The sequence below is a fragment of the Aeromonas sp. Y293-4 genome (genome assembly GCF_027705905.1).
Classification (GTDB): domain Bacteria; phylum Pseudomonadota; class Gammaproteobacteria; order Enterobacterales; family Aeromonadaceae; genus Aeromonas; species Aeromonas veronii.
In genome coordinates this window covers 105,497-131,308 of record NZ_JAPDCI010000006.1, presented here as the reverse complement: position 1 = coordinate 131,308, position 25,812 = coordinate 105,497, and the positions used below count along the sequence as shown (strand labels likewise).

General features: G+C 59.8%; 22 protein-coding genes and 1 other RNA gene. 20 read left to right on the top strand and 3 right to left on the bottom strand.

Annotated elements, in window-relative coordinates:
• Positions 1-3: 3 nt before the first annotated feature.
• From OKC31_RS08985 to OKC31_RS08975, 3 genes are read right to left on the bottom strand one after another with little or no spacing between them, the layout of a single operon-like run.
• Positions 4-594 (bottom strand): D-sedoheptulose-7-phosphate isomerase, encoded by a 591-nt coding sequence (locus tag OKC31_RS08985; protein WP_005336275.1) that lies wholly within the window; start codon positions 592-594, stop codon positions 4-6.
• A 9-nt stretch (positions 595-603) separates the two neighbouring features.
• A complete protein-coding gene (locus OKC31_RS08980) occupies positions 604-996 on the bottom strand; it encodes a YraN family protein (protein ID WP_058057529.1) in 393 nt (130 codons plus the stop codon).
• Positions 917-2,704 (bottom strand): penicillin-binding protein activator, encoded by a 1,788-nt coding sequence (locus OKC31_RS08975; RefSeq protein ID WP_225315380.1) that lies wholly within the window; start codon positions 2,702-2,704, stop codon positions 917-919. Before OKC31_RS08975 ends, OKC31_RS08980 begins: the two co-directional genes overlap by 80 nt.
• Positions 2,705-2,903: 199 nt before the next feature.
• Between OKC31_RS08975 and rsmI the strand changes: the two genes are divergently transcribed.
• From rsmI to mutT, 20 genes are all read left to right on the top strand, one after another.
• Positions 2,904-3,737 (top strand): 16S rRNA (cytidine(1402)-2'-O)-methyltransferase, encoded by an 834-nt coding sequence (gene rsmI / locus OKC31_RS08970; protein ID WP_047438714.1) that lies wholly within the window; start codon positions 2,904-2,906, stop codon positions 3,735-3,737.
• Positions 3,738-3,893: 156 nt separating this feature from the next.
• Positions 3,894-4,280, top strand: an RNA gene (rnpB, locus tag OKC31_RS08965) — RNase P RNA component class A.
• Between the two features lie 442 nt (positions 4,281-4,722).
• On the top strand, positions 4,723-5,181 hold the full coding sequence (gene mraZ, locus OKC31_RS08960) for a division/cell wall cluster transcriptional repressor MraZ (RefSeq protein WP_013723406.1): 459 nt from the start codon (positions 4,723-4,725) through the stop codon (positions 5,179-5,181).
• The gene (rsmH, locus tag OKC31_RS08955) at positions 5,182-6,120 is read left to right on the top strand and encodes a 16S rRNA (cytosine(1402)-N(4))-methyltransferase RsmH (protein ID WP_247823582.1); all 939 of its coding nucleotides are present in this window, start codon (positions 5,182-5,184) and stop codon (positions 6,118-6,120) included.
• Between the two features lie 3 nt (positions 6,121-6,123).
• Entirely contained in the window at positions 6,124-6,438 is a 315-nt protein-coding gene (gene ftsL / locus OKC31_RS08950) for a cell division protein FtsL (protein ID WP_005336166.1), read from the top strand.
• Positions 6,435-8,189, top strand: coding sequence for a peptidoglycan glycosyltransferase FtsI (locus tag OKC31_RS08945; RefSeq protein ID WP_005336163.1), 1,755 nt, complete (start codon positions 6,435-6,437; stop codon positions 8,187-8,189). The genes ftsL and OKC31_RS08945 overlap by 4 nt, the downstream gene beginning before the upstream one ends.
• Entirely contained in the window at positions 8,122-9,654 is a 1,533-nt protein-coding gene (gene murE, locus OKC31_RS08940; protein WP_139734534.1) for a UDP-N-acetylmuramoyl-L-alanyl-D-glutamate--2,6-diaminopimelate ligase, read from the top strand. Before OKC31_RS08945 ends, murE begins: the two co-directional genes overlap by 68 nt.
• A complete protein-coding gene (locus OKC31_RS08935; RefSeq protein WP_247823581.1) occupies positions 9,651-11,006 on the top strand; it encodes a UDP-N-acetylmuramoyl-tripeptide--D-alanyl-D-alanine ligase in 1,356 nt (451 codons plus the stop codon). The genes murE and OKC31_RS08935 overlap by 4 nt, the downstream gene beginning before the upstream one ends.
• Complete coding sequence (mraY, locus tag OKC31_RS08930) at positions 11,000-12,082, top strand: phospho-N-acetylmuramoyl-pentapeptide-transferase (protein WP_005356635.1); 1,083 nt, start codon at positions 11,000-11,002, stop codon at positions 12,080-12,082. The genes OKC31_RS08935 and mraY overlap by 7 nt, the downstream gene beginning before the upstream one ends.
• 4 nt (positions 12,083-12,086) lie before the next feature.
• The gene (gene murD, locus OKC31_RS08925; RefSeq protein ID WP_247823580.1) at positions 12,087-13,370 is read left to right on the top strand and encodes a UDP-N-acetylmuramoyl-L-alanine--D-glutamate ligase; all 1,284 of its coding nucleotides are present in this window, start codon (positions 12,087-12,089) and stop codon (positions 13,368-13,370) included.
• On the top strand, positions 13,367-14,548 hold the full coding sequence (ftsW, locus tag OKC31_RS08920) for a cell division protein FtsW (protein WP_005336154.1): 1,182 nt from the start codon (positions 13,367-13,369) through the stop codon (positions 14,546-14,548). Before murD ends, ftsW begins: the two co-directional genes overlap by 4 nt.
• Positions 14,548-15,630 carry an undecaprenyldiphospho-muramoylpentapeptide beta-N-acetylglucosaminyltransferase gene (gene murG / locus OKC31_RS08915; protein ID WP_058057545.1) on the top strand — a complete coding sequence of 361 codons (1,083 nt, stop codon included), beginning with the start codon at positions 14,548-14,550 and terminating at the stop codon, positions 15,628-15,630. The genes ftsW and murG overlap by 1 nt, the downstream gene beginning before the upstream one ends.
• Before the next feature lie 111 nt (positions 15,631-15,741).
• The gene (gene murC, locus OKC31_RS08910) at positions 15,742-17,196 is read left to right on the top strand and encodes a UDP-N-acetylmuramate--L-alanine ligase (RefSeq protein WP_139440271.1); all 1,455 of its coding nucleotides are present in this window, start codon (positions 15,742-15,744) and stop codon (positions 17,194-17,196) included.
• 97 nt (positions 17,197-17,293) lie between these two features.
• The gene (locus OKC31_RS08905; protein WP_005336149.1) at positions 17,294-18,046 is read left to right on the top strand and encodes a cell division protein FtsQ/DivIB; all 753 of its coding nucleotides are present in this window, start codon (positions 17,294-17,296) and stop codon (positions 18,044-18,046) included.
• On the top strand, positions 18,027-19,286 hold the full coding sequence (gene ftsA / locus OKC31_RS08900) for a cell division protein FtsA (RefSeq protein ID WP_005336148.1): 1,260 nt from the start codon (positions 18,027-18,029) through the stop codon (positions 19,284-19,286). Before OKC31_RS08905 ends, ftsA begins: the two co-directional genes overlap by 20 nt.
• A 39-nt stretch (positions 19,287-19,325) precedes the next feature.
• Positions 19,326-20,477, top strand: a complete 1,152-nt coding sequence (gene ftsZ / locus OKC31_RS08895; RefSeq protein ID WP_005336147.1) for a cell division protein FtsZ — start codon at positions 19,326-19,328, stop codon at positions 20,475-20,477.
• A 99-nt stretch (positions 20,478-20,576) separates the two neighbouring features.
• The gene (lpxC, locus tag OKC31_RS08890; RefSeq protein ID WP_005336146.1) at positions 20,577-21,500 is read left to right on the top strand and encodes a UDP-3-O-acyl-N-acetylglucosamine deacetylase; all 924 of its coding nucleotides are present in this window, start codon (positions 20,577-20,579) and stop codon (positions 21,498-21,500) included.
• A gap of 140 nt (positions 21,501-21,640) precedes the next feature.
• Entirely contained in the window at positions 21,641-22,546 is a 906-nt protein-coding gene (locus OKC31_RS08885) for a M23 family metallopeptidase (RefSeq protein WP_005355107.1), read from the top strand.
• 59 nt (positions 22,547-22,605) lie between these two features.
• The gene (secA, locus tag OKC31_RS08880) at positions 22,606-25,326 is read left to right on the top strand and encodes a preprotein translocase subunit SecA (protein ID WP_164535949.1); all 2,721 of its coding nucleotides are present in this window, start codon (positions 22,606-22,608) and stop codon (positions 25,324-25,326) included.
• A 74-nt stretch (positions 25,327-25,400) separates the two neighbouring features.
• The gene (gene mutT, locus OKC31_RS08875) at positions 25,401-25,805 is read left to right on the top strand and encodes an 8-oxo-dGTP diphosphatase MutT (protein ID WP_042053534.1); all 405 of its coding nucleotides are present in this window, start codon (positions 25,401-25,403) and stop codon (positions 25,803-25,805) included.
• The last annotated feature ends 7 nt before the right edge of the window (positions 25,806-25,812 follow it).

Genomic DNA, 25,812 nt, shown 5'->3' with positions numbered 1-25,812 from the left:
GTTTCAATCTTCCTGTTGCGGGAAAAGTGTCTGGTCGATGAGATCACACAGGCAGTGCAGGGTCAACAGGTTCACTTCCAGAATGCGAGGGCGACGGGCGGAGGGAACACGGATCTCCACATCGTTCGGGCCGAGCAGACCTGCCATTTCGCCACCGTCACCCCCGCTCAGCACCACTATGGTCATGTCGCGGGAGAGGGCGGCTTCGGCGGCCTTGATCAGGCTGCGGCTGTGGCCGGAGGTGGTGATGACCACCAGAATGTCGCCAGGCTGGCCCAGCGCGCGGATCTGCTTGGCGTAGACCTCTTCAAAACCGTGGTCGGTGGCGATGGCGCTGATGGTCGCCATGTCCGGGGTCAGGGCCATGCCGGGCAGGGAGGGGCGCTGGGTCTCGTAGCAGTTGACCAGCTCGGAGATGAACAGTTGCGCCAGTGCGGCAGAAGGACCGTTACCGCATGCCAGCACCTTGTGGCCATTGAGCAGGCAGATGGTGATCATCTGGGCTGCAGTATGGATGGCATCCGGCAGCGCCTCGGCGGCGGCTATCTTGGTCTGGATGCTTTCGGTGTAGTTCTCTTTGATGCGATCAGTCATAGGGTCCTCTTAAAATGCGTTCTGGATCCAGGCTGGCTGGTCGCCCTCGAACGCAATCACATCGAATCGGCAGGCCTGATTGGCCTCGTTGATGGCATGTTGCTTCAAATAGTGGCGCGCTGCCAGCATGATCTTGTGCTGTTTGCTGCGGGTGACCGAGCTGGCGGCCCCGCCATGGCTGCCGGTGGCCCGGTAGCGCACCTCAACAAACACCAGGGTCTGGCCCTGGTGCATGATGAGATCTATTTCACCGCCACGACAGCGGTAGTTGCGAGCTACCGGTTGCAGGCCCCGAGCCTGCAACCAGCGTTCAGCGACTTGTTCAAAGTGCTGTCCCTTGCTCGTTGGTGAGGGGAACAGGCTCGGCAACTGCTGGCGTATCCGTTTCCATAGTTCCTTCATTGGAGGGCTCCTCCAGTTGCTGAACGGCGTTCTCGTCGACCAGTTTGCCGTTCTGGTAAGTACCCCAGCTCAGCATCCGCACGATATTGCCCTGGGCATCCACGCTCAGCTGACCGCTCATGCCGGCCTGCTGCATGCCACCCACCTTGCGCATCTGCTGCAGGTTCTCAGCCAGGCTGACGGCATCGTAGCCCATGGCAAACAGACGCAGCAGGTCGCCCTGAGTCTGCGGCCAGAGCAGGGCGATCTGCTCGCGCTGTTTCTCGTAGCCGCCTAGCAGCAGCGGCATATCGGCGATATGCATGCCGTTGAGCTCGGAGGCGACCTCGGTGGCGGCGCTGTCGTAGCCGCGGGAGCTGGTGTAGATGGGCAGGCTGCCCATCGGATTGACCGAGACATCCACGTAGGGCTTGATCATCCGGGTTTCCAGGCTGTTGGCCACCACATAAACGGCATCGATGCTGCGCGGTGCGGCATCAGAGAGTTGCACTACCTCGCCAGCACGGGCGGTAGAGCGGCCGCTCAGGGCATTCTTGACCATCCCCTGTACTTCGTTGCGGGCACCGAAGGTGGCAACCACCGGCTTATCCTGGCTCAGGGTGGCCCAGCTCTGCTCGAACGCTTTGATACTGCTGTAACCGATCCGACCCTGGGCGGCGATCAGCAGCGGTTTGCGGTAGCCCTGGGTGTAAAGGTACTGAGCTGCCTGCGCGGCATCTGCGGCGGCAGAGAGGGAGAAGTAGTAGGTGGTGTCGTTGACGACCGGCTTGTCCAGCTCGTTGAGTGCCAGTACCGGCACGGTCGGATTGGCCTTGAGCAGCTCCTCGACCCGGTCTTTCAGCAGCGGGCCTATGATCATGTCAGCCCCTTCCTGAATCGCCTGCTTATAAAGGTCGCCGGTCGACTTGCTCTGGGTGTCGTAGAAGTTCAGGGTGAATTGCCCTTGATTTTCCTTATAAGACATCAACATACCGTTACGGATGGCGGCGCCCTGCGGCTCCAGATTGCCGGAGAGGGGCAGCAGCACAGCGATCTGTTGCACTGAGGTGCTGGCAGTTGCAGCCAGATCGCCCAATCCTGCCGGCATATCTTTCTGGGCTGGATGGTTGGGGAAGTCGCGCTTCCAGCCTGCCAGTTGGCGGGCCAGCAGGTTCGGCTGGGCGCCAAACTCGTTGACCAGTGCCGCCAGTCGCAACCAGCCGGTGGTCACATCAGGGGCTGGTGCTTCTTCCAGTGCCTGCAGGGTGGAGGGGGTCATGCTTTTGAGCAACGACCAGATTTGCTGATGGTTGGTGGCCTGCTCGCTCTGATTGAGGTAGGGCTCCAGTGCAATCAACGACTTGGCTGCGCCAAACTTGTTGTTGATGTCGAGCTGCAGTACGACGCGCTGGCGATACCAATCCTTCTGGGTATCGGCATCCAGCACTACCTCGGGTTTGCCTTCCAGCAGGATCAGCGCCTGATTGGCGTGGCCTTGCGCCAGCAACAGATGGGCTTGCAGCAGTTGCAGCTGTGCCTTCTGAACGGGATCCTTGGCCTGCTTCTGCAATTGCTGGAACAGTGCCGAGGCCGGTTTGGCCTGGCCCAGCGCCAGATAGCTGCGTGCCGCCAGCATCTGCCAGGTAAAAGCCTCGGCCGGCTTGGCCGGATCCACCTGCTCAAGATACCACTGGGCATTCTTGGTCAGATTGGAGAACGCAGAGGGCATGCCTGACTGCCCTGACGGTTGATTGGGCTCCGACGCACAGGCGGCGAGCAGTACTGCCGCGAGTATGATGCCGAAGAGTCGTGATACACTTAGCTGCTTTGTAACCCGGTTCAAGTTCATTCCCCGACCAGTGTTGAAGTTCCCCATAGTGTAAACGGGCCAATATGGCGACACAATTGTCGGGGCACTCGGAGATCCCATGAGTGACATCCCAACCCTGTATATAGTCCCCACTCCGATCGGCAATCTGGCGGACATCACCCAGCGTGCATTGGACATTTTACGCAGTGTCGATCTGGTGGCAGCCGAAGATACCCGTCATACCGGTATTCTGCTCAGCCACTACCAAATCTCGGTGCCGACCTTCGCCCTGCACGATCACAACGAGCAGCAGAAAGCCGATGTGCTGATCGGCCGGATCAAAGAGGGCAAGAGTGTTGCGCTGGTCTCCGATGCCGGCACCCCGCTCATCAGCGACCCCGGTTATCACTTGGTCACCCGCTGTCGTGAAGCCGGGGTCAAAGTGGTGCCGCTGCCCGGTCCCTGTGCCGCCATCACCGCCTTGAGCGCGGCCGGTCTGCCCACCGATCGCTTTGCCTTTGAAGGCTTCCTGCCCGCCAAGAGCAAGGGACGTGACGATCGCCTGCAAGCCGTTATTGAAGACACCCGCTCGCTGGTGTTCTACGAATCCCCGCGCCGTGTGCAGGATACAGTGGAAGCGATTGCTCGCATTCTCGGCGAGCGTCAGGTGGTGGTGTGCCGTGAGCTGACCAAGACCTTCGAGTCTATCCATGGTCTGCCAGCGTCCGAAATGCTGACCTGGCTCGGTGAGGATGACAACCGCTGCCGCGGCGAGATCGTGCTGGTCGTGGCTGGTGCCTCCAAAGAAGAAGAGGATCTGCCAGCCGAGGCGATCCGTACTCTGGGTCTGCTGGTGACTGAGCTGCCACTGAAAAAAGCGGCTGCCCTGACCGCCGAGATCCACGGCGTGAAGAAGAATGCCCTCTATAAATACGGTCTCGAGCACTATTGAGTCGGTTAATAGGTCGTCAGACTGTTTTTTGACCTGAGCAATCCCTTGTATCGACAATCAGTCAGCCTATAAACGGGGGCCAAAGCGCGATAAATGGCTGTAAACGGGAATTGCCGGTTTACCCCGTGCGTATCGCAAGGCTATAATCCGCGCCTCGGAGTTGGCTGGGCAATCGCTGCTTCGTCGTTGTGTCCCTCGGGACAGACGGGCGGAGGGGAGGAAAGTCCGGGCTTCACAGGGCAGGGTGCCAGGTAACGCCTGGGGGGCGTGAGCCTACGACCAGTGCAACAGAGAGCAGACCGCCGATGGCCCGCAAGGGATCAGGTAAGGGTGAAAGGGTGCGGTAAGAGCGCACCGCGCGACTGGTAACAGTTCGTGGCACGGTAAACTCCACCCGAAGCAAGACCAAATAGGCCCCTATTGGCGCGGCCCGCGTTGGGGGCGGGTAGGTTGCTTGAGCCAGCGAGCGATTGCTGGCCTAGAGGAATGATTGCTACCCGGGGCAACCCGGTACAGAACCCGGCTTACAGGCCGACTCCGACCTCATTCCGAAGAGCCCCGCGATTTATCGCGGGGCTCTTTTTTATGCATGAGAAAATATGGCTTCGTTGGCAGGATATTTTCGACCTTGTCATTTTGAATGAAATTATATGTTTTAAATCAATCGAATAGTTTTGTATTTGGCACGATGGCAGCGATAGATGGTGATAGAACCGAGGATGGTTGTTCGCACCCACATATTGTGTATGTTCTCAGTTCATTCACTTATTTCAATTAATCACCAGAGTTTAACGCCAAATAACTTGTGGAAAATCAACCCACTCAATCCGCGGTATGCAATTGCTGCGTCAATATGTTCCCTCTGTCCCATCTCCTTGCTTGAAAAGCCCCCTGCACGTCCTTAAACTTCAAGGTGGGGAAAAGTGGATCAAAGTGGTTTTTAGAGGGGCAATCTGCCTGCTCACTCACCTTCAGGGACTGCAATTTGTTGCGTGGCGCTCATGCCATCAGCCTGGACAGTAAAGGGCGGCTGGCAATTCCGACCAAATTCCGTGATTGGCTGCGCGATGAAAGCGACGGCCAGCTGGTCTGCACCATCGATATTGCCCATCCCTGTTTGCTGCTTTATCCCCTGAATGAATGGGAAGAGGTCGAGCGCAAGCTCAAGACTCTCTCCAGCATGAATCCGCAAGAGCGCCGCTTGCAGCGACTGCTGCTGGGACATGCAACCGAATGCGAGCTGGATGGCAATGGCCGTCTGCTGCTCAGCCAGCCACTGCGCAACCATGCGGGGCTGGACAAGAAAATCATGCTGGTGGGCCAGCTCAACAAGTTTGAGCTGTGGGATGAAGCCCGCTGGCAACAACAGGTCAATGACGACATCTTGGGTCTGCCCGGGGACGATTGGGCAAGCTCACCACGACTACAGGATTTCTCTTTATAAATGACCCAAGCCGCTGAACACATCACAGTGCTGCTGCACGAAGCCGTTGAAGGTCTGGCCATCAAGCCGGACGGTGTCTACGTCGACGGTACTTTTGGCCGTGGTGGTCATTCTCGTCTGATCCTGCAGCACCTTGGCCCCAATGGCCGCCTGATCGCCATCGACCGCGATCCCCAGGCGATCGCCGAAGCGGCCAAGATCCAGGATCCCCGCTTCGAAGTCGTGCACGGCCCCTTCTCCGGCATCGCCTCCTATCTGGATGAGCGCGGTTTGCTGGGCAAGGTGGATGGCTTCCTGCTGGATCTGGGGGTCTCTTCACCCCAGCTGGATGATGCCGAGCGCGGCTTCAGCTTTATGAAAGATGGTCCTCTCGATATGCGGATGGACCCCACCTCCGGTCAGAGCGCCGCCGAGTGGCTGGCCAAGGCCGATGTGGATGACATCGCCTGGGTGCTGAAGACCTTCGGTGAGGAGCGTTTTGCCAAGAAGATCGCCCGCGCCATCGTGCATGACCGTGTGACCGAGCCTTATGTGCGTACCCGTCAACTGGCGGAGATGATTGCCCGGGTCAATCCGAGCAAGGAGAAGGGCAAGCATGCGGCAACCCGCAGTTTCCAGGCCATTCGCATCTATATCAACAGCGAGCTGGACGAGATCGAAACCGCGCTCAACGGTGCACTGGAAGTGTTGGCACCACATGGCCGTCTGTCGGTTATCAGCTTCCATTCGTTGGAAGACCGATTGGTAAAGCATTTCATCCGCAAGCACGAGAAGGGGCCGGAAGTGCCTTACGGCATTCCGTTGACCGAGGCCCAGCTGGCTGGCGGTCGCAAATTGAAGTCGGTCGGCAAGGCACTCAAGCCTTCTGATCATGAAGTATCTGAAAACAGCCGGTCACGCAGCTCGGTGCTGCGGGTTGCCGAACGGCTGGCGGAGTAAGCGATGAGCGAAGTGCGTGTTCATCTGGCCAAGGAGATCGTTGCCGATCTCTGGCGGCACAAGCTGCAGATTTTTCTGTCGGTCGCCGTGCTGGTGACCGCGTTTGCCGTGATCCTGGTGACCAACATGACCCGCGGTCTGACGGCCAAGCAGAACGATCTGATGGCGGAAGAGGATCGCCTCAATATCGAATGGCGCCACCTGCTGCTGGAGCAGGGCACCCTGGCTGAACACTCCCGGGTGGCGAGTCTGGCGATGGACAAGTTGCAGATGGGTCGTCCGCTGGTGACCACCGAGAAGGTAATTACCCAACCATGAAACGCAAGGCTACAGCCAAAGCTGCCAAAGCGAATGTCAAAGCGCCATCGATCTATCCGTGGCGCTTTCGCACGCTTGCGGTGTTTATCGGCATCGCGTTTGTGGGTTTGATCCTGCGCCTGGCCTGGATCCAGGTGATCAATCCGGATCGTCTGCGTCAGGAGGGTGACATGCGCTCCCTGCGTACCACCTCTACCCAGGCGGTGCGCGGCATGATCACCGATCGCAACGGCGAGCAGCTGGCGGTTTCGGTACCGGTCGAGGCGGTCTGGGCTGATCCCAAGACGGTGCATGAATCCGGTGCCATCAATAATGAGCGAGCCTGGCTGGCACTTTCTGCCGTGCTCAAGCTCGACATCAATACCCTCAAACACCGCATCGCCAACCCCAGCAAGCGCTTCGTCTATCTGCAGCGTCAGGTTACTCCTGCGGTGGCGGAATATATCAAGGGGCTCAAGCTGGGTGGCGTCTACCTGCGCCCAGAAGCGCGCCGCTTCTACCCGACCGGCGAGATCAGCGCCCATCTGGTGGGGGTGACCAACATCGATGGCAGCGGTATTGAAGGGATCGAGCGCAGCTACAACGAATGGCTGACGGCGACACCCGGCGAAATGCGGGTGCGCAAGGATCGTCAGGGGCGCGTCATCGAGCGGCTTGGCATCGTCAAAGAGGGCAAGAACGCCAACGATCTGCAGCTCAGTATCGATCAGCGGGTGCAGGCTCTGGCCTACCGTGCCCTCAAGCGGGCAACCGACGAGAACAAGGCGACCTCCGGTTCCATGGTGATGCTGGATATCAAGACCGGTGAAGTGCTCGCCATGGTCAACACCCCCTCCTATAACCCGAACAACCGCGGCCAGTATCAGAGCTTCCGGGTACGCAACCGGGTGGTGACTGATACCTACGAGCCTGGTTCGACCGTCAAGCCATTGATTTTGCTCAGTGCCTTGCAGGCAGGTGTCACCAGCTGGAAAGATTTCATTCCTGGTGGGCCGCTCTTTATCGGTGCCAAGCAGATCAAGGACGTCAGTATCCACAAGGCGACCAACCTCTACGATATCCTGCGCTACTCCTCCAACATCGGTATGTCGCGCATCGCGCTGCGGATGCCGGCGCAGGAGATGATCAACACCCTCAGCATGTTCGGTTTCGGTATGGATACCGGCAGCGGGCTGATGGGCGAGAGCAGCGGCATGCTGCCCCAGCGTCGTCGCTGGTCCGATATCGAGCGGGCAACCCTCTCGTTCGGTTATGGTCTGCGGGTCACCCCGCTGCAGCTGGCTTCCGCCTACGCCACCCTGGCTAACAAGGGCAAACGGGTGCCGCTCTCCATCGTCAAGGTGACTACGCCGCCCAAGGGTGAGCAGGTGATTGATCACAACAACGCCGCTGCCATGTTGCAGGCGCTGGAGTATGTGGTCGACAACGCTATTCCAAAAGCCAAGATCCCGGGCTATCGGGTCGGTGGCAAGAGTGGTACCGCCAAGGTCGCCGTCGCCGGTGGCTATGGCAAGGATTACATGGCCTGGTTTGCCGGTTTCGCACCCGCCAGTGATCCCCGTTTCGTCATGGTGGTGGTGATCAACGAGCCAAAAGGTAGCGCCTACTATGGCGGCGCCGTGGCGACCCCACCGTTTGCAGAGGCCATGGGCGGGGTGCTGCAGCTCTTCAATATTCGTCCCGATGCGGTGCCGCCAGCGGTGCCCACCAAACTTGCCCGTACGGAGGCTTCTCTTGTCCCGCGCACTTGATGCATTACTGCGCCCCTTCGGTATCCAGGCGCCGGCGCTCACCCTGACCGATATCCAGCTGGATAGTCGGCGGGTTGGCCCCGGCTCGCTCTTCGTGGCCATTCGCGGCCATCAGGTGGATGGCAGACGGTTTATCGAACAGGCGGTGGCTCAAGGAGCGACCGCTGTTGTGTTTGAGGAGGATGGTGAATTTATCCCACCATCGACTCCGGTTCCCTGTATTGGGATGCGGGATCTGCCCGCTCACCTCTCTGCTCTTGCAGGTTATTTCTACGATCAACCAGCCAAAAAACTGGATCTGGTCGGGATCACCGGCACCAATGGCAAGAGCACTACGGCGCTGCTGGTCGCCAACTGGCGCACCCTGCTGGGTGGCAAGGCGGGTGTGATGGGCACCATCGGCAACGGCCTGTTCGGCAATTTGATCGAAGCGGAAAATACCACCGGCAGCGCCGTGCAGGTGCAAGCCAATCTGGCTGCGCTGCAAGATCAGGGCGCGGACCTGGTAGCGATGGAGGTTTCAAGCCACGGTCTGGTGCAGCATCGCGTCGCCGCGCTGCCGTTTGCCGCTGCTGTTTTTACCAACCTGAGCCGGGATCACCTCGACTACCACGGCACCATGGAGGCCTATGGCGCCGCCAAGGAGCAGCTGTTGCAGCTGGTCGATGAGTCGAATGCGGTGATTAACCGTGATGACGAGTTGGGTGCCAAGTGGCTCGAAAAATACCCGGCAGCGGTGGCCTTCAGTGTGGATGGCCCGATTGAACACCATTCTGGCCGTCAATTAACGGCGCAGCAGCTCGATTTTCACCAGCAAGGTTTTCGTGCGCAGATTAACTCCAGCTGGGGGAATGGTGTATTATCCGCCCCCTTGCTCGGGCGCTTCAACGTCAGCAATGTGCTGGCCGCGATGGGCGTGATGCTGGTGCTCGGTCACGACTTCAACGAACTGCTGGCGACAGCGCCTCAATTGCAGCCGGTGACCGGTCGCATGGAGTGTTTTGGCGGTGGCGATACGCCGCTGGCGGTGGTCGATTACGCCCACACCCCTGATGCACTGGAGAAGGCATTGCAGGCCCTGCGGGTGCACTGCACAGGGCAGCTCTGGTGTCTGGTCGGTTGTGGTGGCGACCGCGATCGCGGCAAGCGCCCCATGATGGCCGCTATGGCCGAGCAGTATGCGGATCGCGTGATCCTGACCGACGACAATCCCCGTACCGAGGAGCCGGCCCGGATCATGGCCGACATGGTGGCGGGTCTTCGCGATCCTGCTGCGGTGCAGGTGGAGCACGACCGGGTCAAGGCGATTTCGCTGGCCATCGGTCAGGCGAGCAAACAGGACATCATCCTGGTGGCCGGTAAGGGTCACGAGGATTATCAGATCATTGGAACCGACAAGCGGCACTACAGCGACCGGGAAACCGTCGCTGCCGCCTTGCACACATTATTGGAGTCATTCAAATGATGACCCTCAGGCTTGCCGAGCTGGCGCAGGTACTCGATGCCCGTCTGATTGGTAACGATGGCGAGATCACCGTCGTCAGTACCGACACCCGCACTCTGGGCGCGGGAGCCCTGTTCGTTGCCCTGCGCGGCGAGCGCTTCGATGCCCACGATTTTTGCGAGCAGGCCGTTCAGGCTGGGGCCTCTGCCCTGCTGGTCGAGCGTGAGCTGCCGCTGGCCATCCCCCAGCTGGTGGTAGCCGACAGTCTGAAAGGACTGGGCCGACTCGGCAAACTGGTGCGCGAGCGTATCAACCCGAAAGTGCTGGCCATTACCGGCAGCTGCGGCAAGACCACGGTGAAGGAGATGGCAACCGCCATCCTGCGCAACGAAGGGGAAGTGCTGGCCACCGCTGGCAACTTCAACAACGAGGTGGGCGTGCCGCTCACCCTGCTGCGCCTCGAGCCGCAACACAAGTTTGCGGTGATGGAGCTGGGTGCCAACCATCCGGGCGAGATCGCCTGGACCACTTCACTGGCCAAACCCGATGCCGCCATCATCAACAATGTGGCGGCGGCCCATCTGGAGGGCTTCGGCTCGCTGGAAGGGGTGTTTCACGCCAAGAGCGAAATTTTTGAGGGCTTGAGCGAGGGCGGCACCGCCATCGTCAATGCCGACAACGAATTCTGGCCGAAGTGGCGGGAACGCGGCATTCAGTGCGCCTTCTCCATCGAAGATCAGAGCCAGCCGTTCCATGCTCGCGATGTAGTTCTCAACACTCAGGGTTGTGCCGAGTTCGTGATGGTGACTCCGCAGGGTGAGCTGAGCCTGACTCTGGCGATCCCGGGTCGCCACAACGTGGCCAATGCGTTGGCTGCCGCCGCGGGCTGTCTGGCCCTCGGCGCATCCCTCGCCTGTGTCAAGGCGGGGCTGGAACAGATGGCACCGGTCAAGGGGCGCTTCTGCGTCCAGCGCTGGGGCGGTCTGACTCTGGTGGATGATACCTACAATGCCAGCGTGGAGTCCGTGCTGGCGGGCATCGATGCCCTGACCGCCATGGGCGGCTTCAAGGTACTGGTGTTCGGTGATATGCGGGAACTGGGTGAGGAGTCTGCCGAGCAACACGCCCGGGTTGGCCGTCATGCCCGCGAGCGCGGTCTGGATGCCGTGCTGACAGTGGGGGAAGAGAGTCGCCACACCGCAGATGCCGCGGCTGGCCGACATTTCGATAACAAGGCGTCGTTGTTTGAAGTGCTTGCGCAAATGATAAATACACATCAGGAAATTTCGATTCTGGTCAAGGGCGCCCGTGGCTCCCGCATGGAAGATATCGTCGAGATGGTCAAAGGCCATCAGGAGTCAGCCACATGCTAGTCTGGCTGGCCGAACTGCTCACCCCGCACTTCACCTTCTTCAACGTCTTCTCCTACCTGACGTTTCGCGCCATCCTGTCGATCATCACCGGACTGGGGGTTGCCCTCTGGATGGGGCCACGCCTGATCCGTCGCCTGCAGATCCTGAAGTTTGGTCAGGTGATCCGCAACGACGGTCCCGAGTCCCACCTCAGCAAGCGGGGCACCCCGACTATGGGTGGCCTGATGATCATTGCGGCGATTTTCACGTCTGTGCTGCTCTGGTGCCGCCTCGACAACCCCTATGTCTGGCTGGTGCTGTTTGTGCTGGGTGCCTACGGCGCCATCGGCTTTGCCGACGACTACCTCAAGGTGGTGCGCAAGAATACCGACGGCCTGATCGCGCGCTGGAAGTATTTCTGGCAATCCGCGGTAGCGCTGGCGGTGGCGGTGTTCCTCTATGCGACCGCAACCCATGAGGGCCAAACCCAGCTGGTGGTGCCTTTCCTCAAGGATGTGATGCCGCAGCTTGGCCTGATGTTTATCGTGCTGACCTACTTTGTCATCGTTGGCACCTCCAACGCGGTCAACCTGACCGACGGTCTCGATGGCCTGGCCATCATGCCGACCGTGATGGTGGCGGGGGGCTTTGCCCTGATCGCCTGGGCTACCGGTAACGTCAACTTTGCCAGCTACCTGCACATTCCCTACGTGCCCTATACCTCCGAGCTGGTGATCGTCTGTACCGCCATTGTCGGGGCTGGTCTGGGCTTTCTCTGGTTCAACACCTATCCGGCACAGGTCTTCATGGGGGACGTCGGTTCCCTGGCATTGGGCGGCGCGCTCGGCACCATCGCCGTGCTGGTACGCCAGGAGTTCCTGCTGGTGATCATGGGCGGTGTCTTCGTGATGGAGACTGTCTCGGTGATCCTGCAGGTGGGGTCTTACAAGCTGCGCGGCGTGCGGATCTTCCGCATGGCGCCGATCCATCACCACTACGAGAAGAAGGGCTGGCCGGAGCCGCGCGTCATCGTGCGCTTCTGGATCATCACCCTCGTGCTGGTGCTGCTGGGTCTTGCCACCCTGAAGGTGAGGTAAGGCCATGGTCATCATCATCGGATTGGGCAAAACCGGGCTCTCCTGTGTCGATTACTTCCTCGGCCGTGGCGTGACGCCACTGGTGATGGATACCCGCGCCAACCCGCCCGGCAAGGAGCAACTGCCGCCGGAGGTGGAGCTGATCCACGGGCTCGACGAGGGGCTGCTCAAGCAGGCGCACATGATCGTCGCGAGCCCGGGTATCGCGCTGGCGACCCCCGAACTGAAAGCAGCTGCCGAGTGTGGCGTGCAGATCGTCGGTGATATCGAGCTGTTTGTGCGCGAGACCCAGACCCCGGTCATCGCCATCACCGGCTCGAACGGCAAGAGCACTGTCACTACCCTGGTGGGCGAGATGATTGCCGAAGCCGGCCTCAATGTCGGTGTGGGCGGCAATATCGGCACGCCTGCGCTGGAGCTGCTCAAGCAGCCGATGGATCTCTGCGTGCTGGAGCTCTCCAGCTTCCAGCTGGAAACTACTCACAGTTTGCGTGCTGCCGCCTCCGTGGTGCTGAACCTCTCCGAAGATCACATGGATCGCTATCAGGGTATGGCCGACTATCGCGCCGCCAAGATGGAGATCCATCAGTACTCCAAACACATTCTGGTCAATCGTGACGATGCCCAGACCCTGCCCGATGTGGGTCAGGTGTGGCAGAGCTTTGGTCTCGACTGCAATGGTTATGGCCGTTGCCTGCTGGATGGCCGCTACTGGCTGACCCTGCACGGTGAACCGCTGCTGGCGGTGGACGAGATGAAGATCGTCGGTGCCCACAATCAGGCCAACGCCCTTGCGGCCATGGCGCTGTGCGATGCGGTCGGTATTCCCCGTGCGGCTCAGCTTACCGTGCTGCGTCGTTTCGAGGGCTTGCCCCATCGTGCCCGCTTCGTGCGGGAGGTGAACGGGGTGCGCTGGATCAACGACTCCAAAGCCACCAACGTGGGGGCCACGCTGGCTGCCGTTGCCGGTGTGCGCGAGTCGGTCAAGGGGCGCCTGCTGCTGCTGGCCGGTGGTCAGGGCAAGGGGCAGGATTTTGGCCCGATCCAGGCGCTGCTAGGCAACCAGATCGATCACATGTACTGCTTTGGTCAGGATGCCGAGGTGCTGCTGGCACTGGGCGAGCAGACCGAACGGGTGGCCGACCTGGCCGCTGCGGTTGCCAAAGCGGCTGCCGATGCCAAGCCCGGTGACTGGGTGCTGCTGGCGCCGGCCTGTGCCAGCCTCGATCAGTTCAAGTCGTTCGAGGTGCGCGGCGATCGCTTCACCGAGATGGTGCTGGCGCTATGAACGCCCTTCGTGCAGCAGCAGGTCTGTTCCAGCGCTGGTTGTTACCGGCGCGTCCTGCCGGTCTCTACGATCGGCAGCTGGTACTGCTGGCGCTCTCCCTGATGGCGGTCGGGGTGGTCATCGTGGCCTCGGCGTCGATCCCCGAAGGGATTGCGCTGGGGGATGACCCCTTCATGTTTGTGAAGCGTCATGCCCTGTTTCTGGTGATGGCGCTCGGTATCTCCTGGTTTGTGTTGCAGGTGCCGATGGCGCGCTGGCAACAGCACAACGGCCCCATGCTGCTGCTGGCGATCTTGATGCTGGTGCTGGTGCTGCTGGTGGGCCGCAACGTCAACGGTGCGGTGCGCTGGTTGCCGCTTGGCCCCTTCAACCTGCAGCCTGCCGAGTTTGGCAAGCTGGCGCTGTTTGTCTATCTGGCCGGTTATCTGGTGCGGCGCCAGAGCGAAGTGCGCGAAGCCTGGATCGGCTTCCTGAAACCGCTGGCGGTGTTTGGGGTGCTGGCGGTCTTGCTGCTGTTGCAGCCGGACCTGGGTTCCACCGTGGTGATGTTCGTTACCTCGTTCGGCATGCTGTTTCTGGCCGGTGCCCGATTGGGACAGTTTTTGACCCTGATCGGCGCGGGCCTCGGTTCGGTGGTGATGCTGATCATCGTCGAGCCCTACCGGATGCGGCGGGTGACCTCCTTTATGGATCCTTGGGCCGATCCGTTCGGCAGCGGCTACCAGTTGACCCAGTCGCTGATGGCGTTTGGTCGTGGCAGCTGGTTTGGCGAAGGGCTTGGCAACTCTATCCAGAAGATGGAGTACCTGCCGGAAGCGCACACCGACTTCGTGTTTGCGATCCTCGGTGAAGAGCTGGGTTACGTCGGGGTGCTGGGAGCCCTGTTCCTGATTTTTGCGCTGGCGGTCAAGGCGCTCAAGCTGGGGCATCGCGCGCTGGTGGCCGAGCGGCTCTATGACGGTTATCTGGCGATCGGCATCGGCATCTGGTTCAGCTTCCAGACCTTCGTCAACGTTGGCGCGGCCAGCGGCATGATGCCAACCAAGGGCTTGACCCTGCCGCTGGTCAGTTACGGTGGTTCCAGTCTCATCATCATGTCGGTGGCGGTGAGCATGTTGATTCGAATCGATTTTGAGTTGCGTCAGGCGACAGCCCAGGCGCGCGTGCGGGAGGTTTAGTGAGCAAGACTCTGTTGGTGATGGCAGGTGGTACCGGTGGGCATGTGTTCCCCGGTCTGGCCGTGGCCGATCGCCTGAAGGCCCAGGGCTGGACTGTCCACTGGCTCGGCACTGCTGACCGGATGGAGGCGGAACTGGTGCCCGCCCACGGTTATCCCATCTCCTTCATCGATATTCAGGGGGTGCGTGGCAACGGCATCAAGCGACTGCTGGTTGCGCCCTATCGCATCGTCAAATCGATCTTGCAGGCGCGTCAGGTGCTCAAGACCGTTCGCCCTGATGTGGTGCTCGGCATGGGTGGTTTTGCTTCCGGCCCGGGTGGCGTGGCGGCCTGGTTCTCCGGCATCCCGCTGCTGCTCCATGAGCAGAATGCTGCTGCTGGCATGACCAACAAGTTGCTGGCCCGTATCGCCAGGCGGGTGTTGATGGCATTTCCGGGCGCCTTCGCGCCGAGCCGTCGTACCGCTGTGGTGGGCAATCCGGTGCGTCCCGAAGTGGTCGCCCTGCCGGATCCGCAACTGCGCAGCGGGGATGAGCCACTGCATCTGCTGATCGTGGGCGGCAGTCTGGGAGCGCGGGTGCTCAACGAGCAGGTACCTGCTGCGGTGGCGGCATCCGGCGTGCCTATTGAAGTGCGTCACCAGTGTGGCAAGGGCAATGCCGAGACTGTCTCTGCTGCCTATGCCCAGCACGGCATCAATGCCGAGGTGAGTGAATTTATCAAGGATATGGCCAGCGCCTACGCTTGGGCCGACCTGGTGGTTTGCCGTGCCGGTGCCCTGACTGTTTCCGAAGTGGCTGCCGCCGGTGTGGCTGCCATTTTCGTGCCGCTGCCCCATGCGGTGGATGATCACCAGACCCGTAACGCCTTGACTCTGGTCGACGGCGGTGCGGCCGAGTTCCTGCCCCAGTCCGAGCTGAATACCGCATCGCTGGCGGCGCGTCTGACCTGGCTGGCTGGTCGCAGGGAGACCCTGTTTAACATGGCGAAAGCGGCTCGCCGCGTCGCCATCACCGATGCGGCCGAGCGGGTTGCAGATGAGTGCAAACAGCTCGCAACCGGGCAGCGTGGTAAAGATTGATGAGCAAGGTTGCAGCGGTGACACCGTGCAGCCTTGTACCTGTATGTATTGATGCCGCCGTGCAGCCGCGCTTTGACGGCGCATGGCCTGCGGCAGACTAAAGAGACGATTATGACCAAGGTTGAACTGGCAAAACTGCGTACTGTGATCCCCGAAATGCGCCGCGTGCGTCGCATCCACTTTATCGGCATCGGTGGTGCCGGTATGGGCGGGATTGCCGAAGTGCTTGCCAACGAAGGGTATCAGGTAACGGGTTCTGATCTGGCTCGCAACGCCGTGACCGAGCGGTTGGCCGGACTGGGCGCCCACATCTTTGTCGGCCACAGTGCCGAACACGTTGAGGGTGCCAGCGTGGTGGTGGTCTCTACCGCCATCAAGCAGGACAACCCGGAGCTGCTGGCCGCCCGCGAACTGCGGATCCCGGTCGTACGCCGCGCCGAGATGCTGGCCGAGCTGATGCGTTTCCGTCACGGTATCGCCATTGCCGGTACCCACGGCAAGACCACCACCACCAGTCTGGTGGCGAGCATCTATGCCGAAGCCGACCGCGACCCGACCTTCGTCATCGGTGGCCTGCTCAACAGTGCCGGTACCAATGCCCGACTGGGCAGCAGCCGCTACCTGATCGCTGAGGCGGACGAGAGCGACGCCTCTTTCCTGCATCTGCAGCCGATGGTCTCTATCGTGACCAACATCGAAGCGGATCACATGGATACCTACGGCGGTGATTTCTCCAAGCTGAAGGCCACCTTCATCGAGTTTCTGCACAACCTGCCCTTCTACGGACTGGCGGTGGTCTGCATCGATGATCCTGTGATCCGTGGCATGTTGCCCGAGATTGCCCGTCCGACCCTGACCTACGGTCTCTCCAACGATGCCGATGTACAGGTGCTGGATTTTGTCCAGACCACCAACCACAGCTGCTTCCGTGTTCGCCGCAAAGAGGCGGGTGAGCTGCAGGTGACCCTCAATTTGCCGGGTATTCACAACGCATTGAACGCCGCAGCGGCGATAGCTGTCGCGACAGAGGACGGGGTCAGCGACGAGGCCATCATCTCTGCACTGGCCAAATTTGAAGGGGTCGGTCGCCGCTTCCAGCAGTATGGCGAGTTTGAAACCGGTCGCGGCAAGGCGATGCTGGTGGACGATTACGGTCACCACCCGAGCGAAGTGAAGGTCACCATCAACGCCGCCCGTGCCGGTTGGCCCGAGAAGCGTCTGGTGATGGTGTTCCAGCCGCACCGTTATACCCGCACCCGCGACCTCTACGAGGACTTCGCCGATGTGCTCTCCAAGGTAGACGTGCTGGTGATGCTGGAGGTTTATGCTGCCGGTGAGGAGCCGATCCCGGGCGCTGATGGACGGGCACTGTGCCGCTCCATTCGCTCGCGTGGCAACCTGGAACCCATCTTCGTCGCCACACCGGATGACGTGCCAGCCGTACTGGCCGACCTGATCGGCGAGGGGGATTTGGTGCTGACTCAAGGCGCCGGGAACGTCGGGGCGCTGGCTCGTCGTCTCGGAGAGATGAAATTGAGCATAGATAGCATGAAATCTGGCGCCTGAGGGCCCAATGAGTATTTTGACCGCCAAGCCGGGGCCTATATAATGGCGAACCGGTCTGTCAAAGGCCGGTTTAGCGCGTTACACGGGGATCGATCGGGTGGAGGCAAGGGCACAGGGGCGCACCAAGGGTGGCTTCATCGCAGGGGTAGCATTTTTCCTGCTGGTGATATGGGGCTGCTACCGGACGGCGCTGGATGTTAAAGGTTGGCTGACAGATGCCAACCGGTTGCCCATGAGCGAGCTGTTGCTGCAGGGGCAACACCAGTATTTGCAAACCGAAGAGCTGCGGATGGCCGTGCTGGATGGCGCCGAGCTGCGCAACTTCTTCGAATTGGACGTCAACGAATTGCAGGCAAGGCTCAACGCCCTGCCATGGGTGGCCTCGGTCTCGGTACGAAAGAAGTGGCCGAACAAGATCAAGATCTACCTCACGGAACAAGATGTGGCGGCTCGCTGGAATGGCAACCGCTTCGTCAACACCAAGGGCAAGGTATTCAGTGCCCCAGATCGGGTCAAGACACCGCTGTTGCAGCTGTCAGGGCCGGATGACCAGGCCGCCCGGGTGTTGAAAGAAAGTCGGCAGTACGAGTCGCAACTGGCTGCCAAGGGATACAAGTTGCTGGGGGTGAATCTGACCCCCCGCCATGCCTGGGAACTGACCCTGGATGGCAATATCAAGCTGTTCCTGGGACGCAATGACATTGCGCTCCGGCTGCAGCGGTTTATCGATGCCTTCCCGGTTATCGAACCCCGTGCGCAAGTCGCCTACGTGGATCTTCGATACGACACCGGAATGGCAGTTGGCTGGAAGAAGAGCGAAGAGAAAGTGCATGACCAACACCGCAGATAGGAATTTGATTGTCGGACTGGATATCGGCACAACCAAGGTGGCGGTTCTGGTCGGGGAAGTATTGCCGGACGGTGAACTGAACGTCATCGGTATGGGCAGTCACGCTTCTCGCGGAATGGAGAAGGGCGGGGTCAATGACCTCGACTCCGTGGTCAAGTCACTGCGCCGCGCGGTGGAAGAGGCCGAGATGATGGCGGATTGCCAGATCAGCTCTGTCTATCTGGGGTTGTCCGGCAAGCATATTGATTGCCGCAACGAGACCGGCATGGTGCCCATCTCCGATGAAGAGGTGACCCAGGAGGATGTGGACAACGTGATCCACACCGCCAAGTCGGTTCGCCTCTCCGACGAGCTGCGGGTGCTGCATGTGCTGCCTCAGGAGTTTGCCATCGATTATCAGGAAGGGATCAAGAATCCGGTCGGCCTCTCCGGTGTACGGATGGCTGCCAAGGTTCACCTGATCACCTGCCACAACGACATGGCTCGCAACATCGAGAAGTGTGTCGAGAAAGTGGGTCTGCGAGTCGATCAACTGATCTTCTCCGCGCTGGCCTCCAGCTATGCGGTGTTGACCGAAGACGAGAAAGAGCTGGGGGTCTGCGTGGTGGACATCGGTGGCGGTACCATGGATATGTCGCTGTTTACCGGCGGTGCCCTGCGCCACACCAAGGTGATCCCGTATGCTGGCAGCACTGTGACCAGCGACATCGCCTACGCCTTCGGCACGCCGCCGCTCGACGCGGAAGCGATCAAGGTGCGCTACGGTTGCGCCCTCGGTCGTCTGGTCAGCAAGGAAGACAATATTGAAGTACCCAGTGTCGGCGGTCGCCCGGCGCGCAGCCTGCAACGGCAGACACTGGCTGAAGTGATTGAGCCCCGTTACACCGAGTTGCTCTCCATGGTGAATGATGAGCTGGTGCGGGTACAAAGCGAGTTGAAAGCGCAGGGGGTCAAGCATCAGCTGGCAGCCGGTGTGGTCTTGACCGGCGGCGCTGCCCAGATTGAAGGCATTGTGGAGTGTGCAGAGCAGATCTTCCAGAGCCAGGTCCGGGTGGGAGAGCCCATGAACATACGTGGTTTGAGTGATTACGTGCAGGCACCGGTGTACTCGACTGCGGTCGGGTTGCTGCAATATGGCCGCACCCATCAAGCCACAGGTAGCAACAAAGAATATGCCGCCAAGGCAAGCGTCGGTGGCCTGGTCAAACGGGTTAGCAACTGGCTGCGTGGCGAGTTCTAAGAATTTTGCTGAGTCAGGCAAATAAAGCGGAGAGACAACATGTTTGAATTTATGGATAGCCACACTGACGAAGCCGTCATTAAAGTGATCGGTGTAGGTGGCGGCGGCGGTAACGCTGTCGAGCACATGGTTCGTCAAAATATTGAGGGTGTTGAGTTTATTACCGTCAACACCGACGCCCAGGCACTGCGTAACTCCAGCGCCAACACTACCCTGCAGATCGGCGGTGGCATCACCAAGGGTCTGGGTGCCGGCGCCAATCCGGAAGTGGGTCGTGATGCGGCCATGGAAGATCGCGAAGCGCTGCGTGAGCTGCTGACCGGTTCCGACATGGTGTTCATCGCTGCCGGTATGGGCGGTGGTACCGGTACCGGTGCTGCGCCGATCGTGGCCGAAGTGGCACGCGAGATGGGCATCCTGACCGTTGCTGTGGTGACCAAGCCGTTCTCCTTCGAAGGGAAGAAGCGGATGGGCTTCGCCGCGCACGGTATCGAAGAGCTCTCCAAGAATGTCGACTCCCTGATCACCATCCCCAACGACAAGTTGCTGAAGGTGCTGGGTCGCGGTATCTCCCTGCTGGATGCCTTCAAGGCGGCCAACGATGTACTGCTTGGCGCGGTACAGGGCATTGCCGAGTTGATCACCCGTCCGGGCTTGATCAACGTCGACTTCGCGGACGTGCGTACCGTGATGCGTGAAATGGGTACCGCCATGATGGGTACCGGTTCCGCCTCCGGTGATGACCGTGCCGAAGAAGCGGCCGAGAAAGCCATCTCCAGCCCGCTGCTGGAAGATGTGGATCTGGCTGGTGCCCGTGGCATCCTGGTCAACATCACCGCCGGCATGGACATGACCATCGAAGAGTTCGAAACCGTGGGTAACGCGGTCAAGGCCTTCGCTTCCGAGAACGCCACTGTAGTAGTGGGTACCGTAATCGATCCGGAAATGCACGACGAACTGCGTGTGACCGTGGTTGCTACCGGTATCGGTGCCGAGCGCAAGCCGGATATCACTCTGGTTAAGAGCAGCCAGGTGCAAGAGCGCCCGGTGCGTCAGCCGCTGGTTAGCGACATGATGCAAGGCCGCGTGATGGACGAAGCCCCGGCCAAGGTGGTCAACGCCGAGCCGCAAGCTCGTCGTGAACCGGATTACCTGGATATTCCGGCGTTCCTGCGCAAGCAAGCTGACTAAGCCTCTTATGGCTCTCGTTTGTTTGTTGTTCAAGGAATGTGCTAAGATGGCCTGCCAACGACCATCTGGTCCGGATTTTAAGCTGTTTAGGGTACACCCATGATTAGACAAAGAACCTTGAAAACGAGTGTACAGGCGACTGGTGTCGGCCTGCATTCGGGCCGGAAAGTCACCATGACGTTCCGTCCGGCGCCTGTGAACACAGGGATCGTTTACTTGCGTACCGACCTGAATCCTGTGGTGGAGCTGCCAGCCAATGCCGATCAGGTGCGCGATACTGTGCTTTGTACCGCTCTGGTCAACGAAGCCGGTGTCCGTGTCTCTACCATTGAGCACCTCTCTGCCGCGCTGGCCGGGATGGGGATCGACAACCTCTATGTCGAGGTTGACGCGCCCGAGATCCCGGTAATGGACGGCAGTGCGCATCCTTTTATCTACCTGCTGCAGGAAGTCGGGATCCGTGAGCAAAATGCTGCCAAGCAGTTTGTGCGGATCAAGAAGAGCATCCGGGTTGAAGACGGCGACAAGTGGGCGGAATTCCACCCCTATCGCAACGGCTTCAAGATGGATCTCGAGATCGATTTCCAGCATCCGGTCTTTGAAGGGCGCAATCAGCGTTGCGTACTGGATTTCTCCGGTGCCTCCTTCGTGAAAGAGATCAGCCGTGCCCGTACCTTCGGGTTCATGCGTGATATCGAGTACCTGCGTTCCCAGAACCTGGCGCTGGGCGGAAGCCTGGAAAACGCCGTGGTACTGGACGATTATCGGGTGCTGAACGAAGACGGTTTGCGTTATGAGGACGAATTCGTCAAGCACAAGATGCTGGACGCGATCGGTGACCTCTATATGTGTAACCGCAGCATCATCGGTGAGTTCCGTGCCTACAAGACCGGGCATGCCCTGAACAACAAGCTGCTGCGTGCTTTGCTGGCCGAGCAGGAGGCTTGGGAACTGGTGACCTTCGAGGGTGAGGGCGACAAAGCGCCTATCGCTTACTACGATAACGGTCTGGTTCTGGCCTGATAGCTGTGCAACGGAACGTCGGTCCTCTCTCCGCACCGACGTTCCGTCATTTGTTTACTCCATCCTTTAATACCGATTATCTCCCGGTTTTATTTCCCGTGCAGGCTCCTGGCCGCACCTGACCGAGCAGACTGATTTCTATGAGCATTACCCTGATCCTCCACGGCAAGCAGCGACGCAAGTTGCACCTGCCCAAACAACGTCTGGCCTGGGTCGGCGGTATTCTCTTCTCCCTGTTGGCCCTTGGTGGTGGTTGGCTCTGGCAGAGCTGGCACCAGAAAATGGAGGCGCTGGAAGTGGCGCTTGCCGTTGCCGAGCAACAGTCCGTCGACCAGAGTGGCGACGAAGCCCGTGAACAGTTGGCAATGCTGGCTGCTCAGGTGGGCACTATGCAAGGCCAGCTTGGCCGCCTCAATGCCCTCGGTGAACGATTGACCGAGCAGGCCGATCTCGATCCCGACGAGTTCAATTTCAAAGAGCTGCCCCCCATGGGCGGCCCTTCTTATGATGAAGAGCTGGAAGTGAGCCTCAACGAGCTGCAAGCCTCGATGAAACACCTCAGCCAGCAGCTCAGCAGCCGTGAAGAGCAGCTGTCGGTACTTGAATCTTTCATCATGAATCACCATATCACCGATGCCGGTTTTATTTCCGGCACGCCAGTCAAACAGGAGCGAGTTTGGGTCTCGTCCGGGTTTGGTGGACGGGTCGATCCGTTCAATGGGCGTGCCAAGATGCACAAAGGGGTCGATTTCCGTGGCAAACCCGGAACCCCGATTCTGGCCACCGGGCCCGGCATTGTCAGCTGGGCGGGCCGTCATCCGGAATTTGGCAATATGGTGGAGATTAATCACGGCAATGGCCTGGTCACCCGCTATGCCCACAACTCCAAGTTGCTGGTCGAGGTGGGCACCCTGGTTGATCAGGGTCAGAAGATTGCCTTGATGGGACGCACCGGTCGCGCGACCGGGGTCCATTTGCATTACGAAGTGTTGAAAGATGGTCGTCAGGTCAACCCCGCACGCTTTCTCAGTGCCAGACGGGGTTAGGTTTTTTTCTTCAGGTTCCAGTGACGGAACGCTTTTATAACCAGAAATAGTTGGTACCCATGATTAGCACACTGCTTACCAAGATTATCGGCAGCCGGAACGACAGAACGCTCAAGGCTTTGCGCAAAATTGTAAAACAGATCAATGCCATGGAGCCGCAGTTCGAGGCTCTGTCCGATGCCGAGTTGCAGGCCAAAACGGCTGAATATCGTCAGCGTATCGAGCAGGGTGAGACCCTGGAGCAGTTGCTGCCGGAAGCGTTCGCGACCGTGCGTGAAGCCTCCAAGCGGGTGTTTGGCATGCGTCACTTCGACGTGCAGCTGATCGGCGGCATGGTGCTGAACTCCAACCGTATCGCGGAAATGAAAACCGGTGAAGGTAAGACTCTTACTGCGACTCTGCCAGCTTATCTGAACGCCCTGAGTGGCCGCGGTGTGCACGTCGTGACGGTGAACGACTATTTGGCCAAGCGTGATGCGGAGGCGAACCGCCCGCTGTTTGCCTTCCTAGGCATGACCGTCGATTGCAACGTGCCCGGTATGGATGCATCCCAGAAGCGTGACGCCTACGCAGCCGACATTACCTACGGTACCAACAACGAATTCGGTTTTGACTACCTGCGCGACAACATGGCGTTCTCGCCAGAGCAGCGCGTACAGCGTCCGCTCAACTACGCGCTGGTGGATGAGGTGGACTCGGTGCTTATCGATGAAGCCCGTACTCCGCTGATCATCTCCGGTCCGGCCGAAGACAGCTCCGAGCTCTATATCCGCGTCAACAAGTTGATCCCGCTGCTGGTCAAACAGGACAAGGAAGACACAGAAGAGTACACCGGTGACGGTCACTACACGGTGGACGAGAAGAACCGTCAGGCGCTGCTGACCGAAAACGGTCAGATCTTCGTGGAAGAGCTGCTCAAGAAAGAGGGGCTGCTGGACGAGAACGACTCCCTGTTCTCCGCCTCCAACATCAGCCTGCTGCACCACGTCAATGCGGGTCTGCGTGCTCACACCCTGTTCGAGCGCAACGTGGACTACATCGTCCAGAAAGACGAGATCGTCATCGTCGACGAGCACACCGGCCGTACCATGCCGGGCCGTCGCTGGTCCGATGGTCTGCATCAGGCCGTTGAAGCGAAGGAAGGGGTGAAGATCCAGAACGAGAACCAGACACTGGCATCCATCACCTTCCAGAACTACTTCCGCCTCTACAACAAGCTGGCGGGGATGACAGGTACTGCGGATACCGAAGCCTTTGAATTCCAGCAGATTTATGGCCTGGATACCGTGGTTATCCCGACCAACAAGCCGATGGTGCGCAAAGACATGGGCGATCTGGTCTACCTGACCGCCAATGAGAAGTATGCCGCCATCATCGAAGATATCCGTCAGTGCGTGGCCAAGGGCCAGCCTGTACTGGTTGGTACCGTCTCTATCGAGAACTCCGAGCTGCTCTCCGGCATCCTGACCAAGGAGAAGATCCCGCACAAAGTGCTGAACGCCAAGTTCCACGCCATGGAAGCGGAGATCGTCGCCCAGGCCGGTCAGACTGGCGCGGTCACTATCGCCACCAACATGGCCGGTCGTGGTACCGACATTGTGTTGGGCGGCAACTGGCAGGCAGAGCTTGCCAAGCTGGAGAACCCGACCAGCGAGCAGATTGCCGAGCTGAAAGCGGCCTGGCAGGTGCGTCACGATGCGGTGCTGGCCGCTGGTGGTCTGCACATTATCGGCACCGAGCGTCACGAATCCCGTCGTATCGACAACCAGCTGCGCGGCCGTTCCGGTCGTCAGGGTGATCCGGGTTCCTCCCGTTTCTACCTCTCCATGGAAGATACCCTGATGCGGATCTTCGCCTCCGATCGCGTGACCGGCATGATGAAGAAGCTGGGCATGGAAGAGGGCGAAGCCATCGAGCACCCATGGGTCACCAAGGCGATCGAAAACGCCCAGCGCAAGGTGGAAGGTCGCAACTTCGACATCCGCAAGAGCTTGCTGGAGTTTGATGACGTGGCCAACGACCAGCGCAAGGTGGTCTACGAGCAGCGTAACGAGCTGCTGGATACCAACGACATCTCCGAGACCATTCACGTTATCCGTGACGACGTCTACGGCGCGGTGATCGACGAGTACATCCCGCCCCAGTCTCTGGAAGAGATGTGGGATGTGCCGGGTCTGGAAGCACGCCTGAAGGCCGACTTCGCGCTGGATCTGCCGCTGCAACAGTGGCTGGCGGAAGATGACAAGCTGTATGAAGAGAAGCTGCGCGAGCGCATTCTGGACGAAGCCACCAAGCTCTATGCCCACAAGGAAGAGCTGGTCGGCAAAGAGGTGCTGCGCAACTTCGAGAAGGCGGTGATGCTACAAACTCTGGATGGTCTCTGGAAAGAGCATCTGGCGGCCATGGATCACCTGCGTCAGGGCATCCATCTGCGCGGTTACGCCCAGAAGAACCCCAAGCAGGAGTACAAGCGCGAATCCTTCGATCTGTTCACCCAGATGCTGGAAACCCTCAAGCGCGACGTGGTCAGCATCCTGAGCCGTGTTCAGGTGCAGGAGCGCGATGTGGAAGCGATGGAAGAGCAGCAGCGCCAGCAGGCGGAAGCCGCTCCCCGCACCTATACCCACGCCGCTGCCGAGAGCCAGCTGGCCGATGAACAGGCCGCAGGCGAAGAGGGGCACACCACCTTCGTACGTGACGAGCAGAAGGTCGGTCGTAACGATCCCTGCCCGTGCGGCTCCGGCAAGAAGTACAAGCACTGCCACGGTCAGTTGACCTGATCGACGCTATGCCATAACAGGCGGGCCAAGTGCCCGCCTTGTTATTGGTGGCAACAAGCGAACAGAGGTAATTGATGGAACAGAAAAAACGGATCTGGGTGGCGGTTGGCGTCATCGAGAATGAACGGGGCGATATCTTCATCGCCAGACGCTCCTCCGATCGCCATCAGGGGGATCGCTGGGAGTTTCCCGGTGGCAAGGTCGAGTCGGGCGAGGATCTGCTCACCGCACTGGATCGGGAGCTGTGGGAAGAGATCGGCATCCGGGTATTGGATTGTGCCCCCTTTATGGAGCTGCAGCACGATTACCCCGAGAAGCAGGTATTGCTGGATATCTGGAAGGTGACCCGTTTCAGCGGCGAGCCGTTCGGCAAGGAGGGGCAGGAGTGCCTGTGGGTGCCGGTGGCCGAGCTGAACAACTACCACTTCCCCGATGCCAATGGCCCGATTGTCGCGCGGCTACAGGGTCTGCTGGCGTGAGCCGGTA

What these genes read in the sequence shown, in the direction of transcription:
- rsmI (WP_047438714.1), top strand. Translation starts at nt 2,904, where the DNA reads ATGAGTGACATCCCAACCCTGTATATAGTCCCCACTCCGATCGGCAAT.
- ftsW (WP_005336154.1), top strand. Translation starts at nt 13,367, where the DNA reads ATGAACGCCCTTCGTGCAGCAGCAGGTCTGTTCCAGCGCTGGTTGTTA.
- OKC31_RS08980 (WP_058057529.1), bottom strand. Translation starts at nt 996, where the DNA reads ATGAAGGAACTATGGAAACGGATACGCCAGCAGTTGCCGAGCCTGTTC.
- lpxC (WP_005336146.1), top strand. Translation starts at nt 20,577, where the DNA reads ATGATTAGACAAAGAACCTTGAAAACGAGTGTACAGGCGACTGGTGTC.
- ftsZ (WP_005336147.1), top strand. Translation starts at nt 19,326, where the DNA reads ATGTTTGAATTTATGGATAGCCACACTGACGAAGCCGTCATTAAAGTG.
- OKC31_RS08985 (WP_005336275.1), bottom strand. Translation starts at nt 594, where the DNA reads ATGACTGATCGCATCAAAGAGAACTACACCGAAAGCATCCAGACCAAG.
- murD (WP_247823580.1), top strand. Translation starts at nt 12,087, where the DNA reads ATGGTCATCATCATCGGATTGGGCAAAACCGGGCTCTCCTGTGTCGAT.
- rsmH (WP_247823582.1), top strand. Translation starts at nt 5,182, where the DNA reads ATGACCCAAGCCGCTGAACACATCACAGTGCTGCTGCACGAAGCCGTT.
- mraY (WP_005356635.1), top strand. Translation starts at nt 11,000, where the DNA reads ATGCTAGTCTGGCTGGCCGAACTGCTCACCCCGCACTTCACCTTCTTC.
- secA (WP_164535949.1), top strand. Translation starts at nt 22,606, where the DNA reads ATGATTAGCACACTGCTTACCAAGATTATCGGCAGCCGGAACGACAGA.
- murC (WP_139440271.1), top strand. Translation starts at nt 15,742, where the DNA reads ATGACCAAGGTTGAACTGGCAAAACTGCGTACTGTGATCCCCGAAATG.
- murE (WP_139734534.1), top strand. Translation starts at nt 8,122, where the DNA reads ATGCGGTGCCGCCAGCGGTGCCCACCAAACTTGCCCGTACGGAGGCTT.
- OKC31_RS08945 (WP_005336163.1), top strand. Translation starts at nt 6,435, where the DNA reads ATGAAACGCAAGGCTACAGCCAAAGCTGCCAAAGCGAATGTCAAAGCG.
- ftsA (WP_005336148.1), top strand. Translation starts at nt 18,027, where the DNA reads ATGACCAACACCGCAGATAGGAATTTGATTGTCGGACTGGATATCGGC.
- mutT (WP_042053534.1), top strand. Translation starts at nt 25,401, where the DNA reads ATGGAACAGAAAAAACGGATCTGGGTGGCGGTTGGCGTCATCGAGAAT.
- OKC31_RS08935 (WP_247823581.1), top strand. Translation starts at nt 9,651, where the DNA reads ATGATGACCCTCAGGCTTGCCGAGCTGGCGCAGGTACTCGATGCCCGT.
- OKC31_RS08975 (WP_225315380.1), bottom strand. Translation starts at nt 2,704, where the DNA reads ATGCCCTCTGCGTTCTCCAATCTGACCAAGAATGCCCAGTGGTATCTT.
- OKC31_RS08885 (WP_005355107.1), top strand. Translation starts at nt 21,641, where the DNA reads ATGAGCATTACCCTGATCCTCCACGGCAAGCAGCGACGCAAGTTGCAC.
- ftsL (WP_005336166.1), top strand. Translation starts at nt 6,124, where the DNA reads ATGAGCGAAGTGCGTGTTCATCTGGCCAAGGAGATCGTTGCCGATCTC.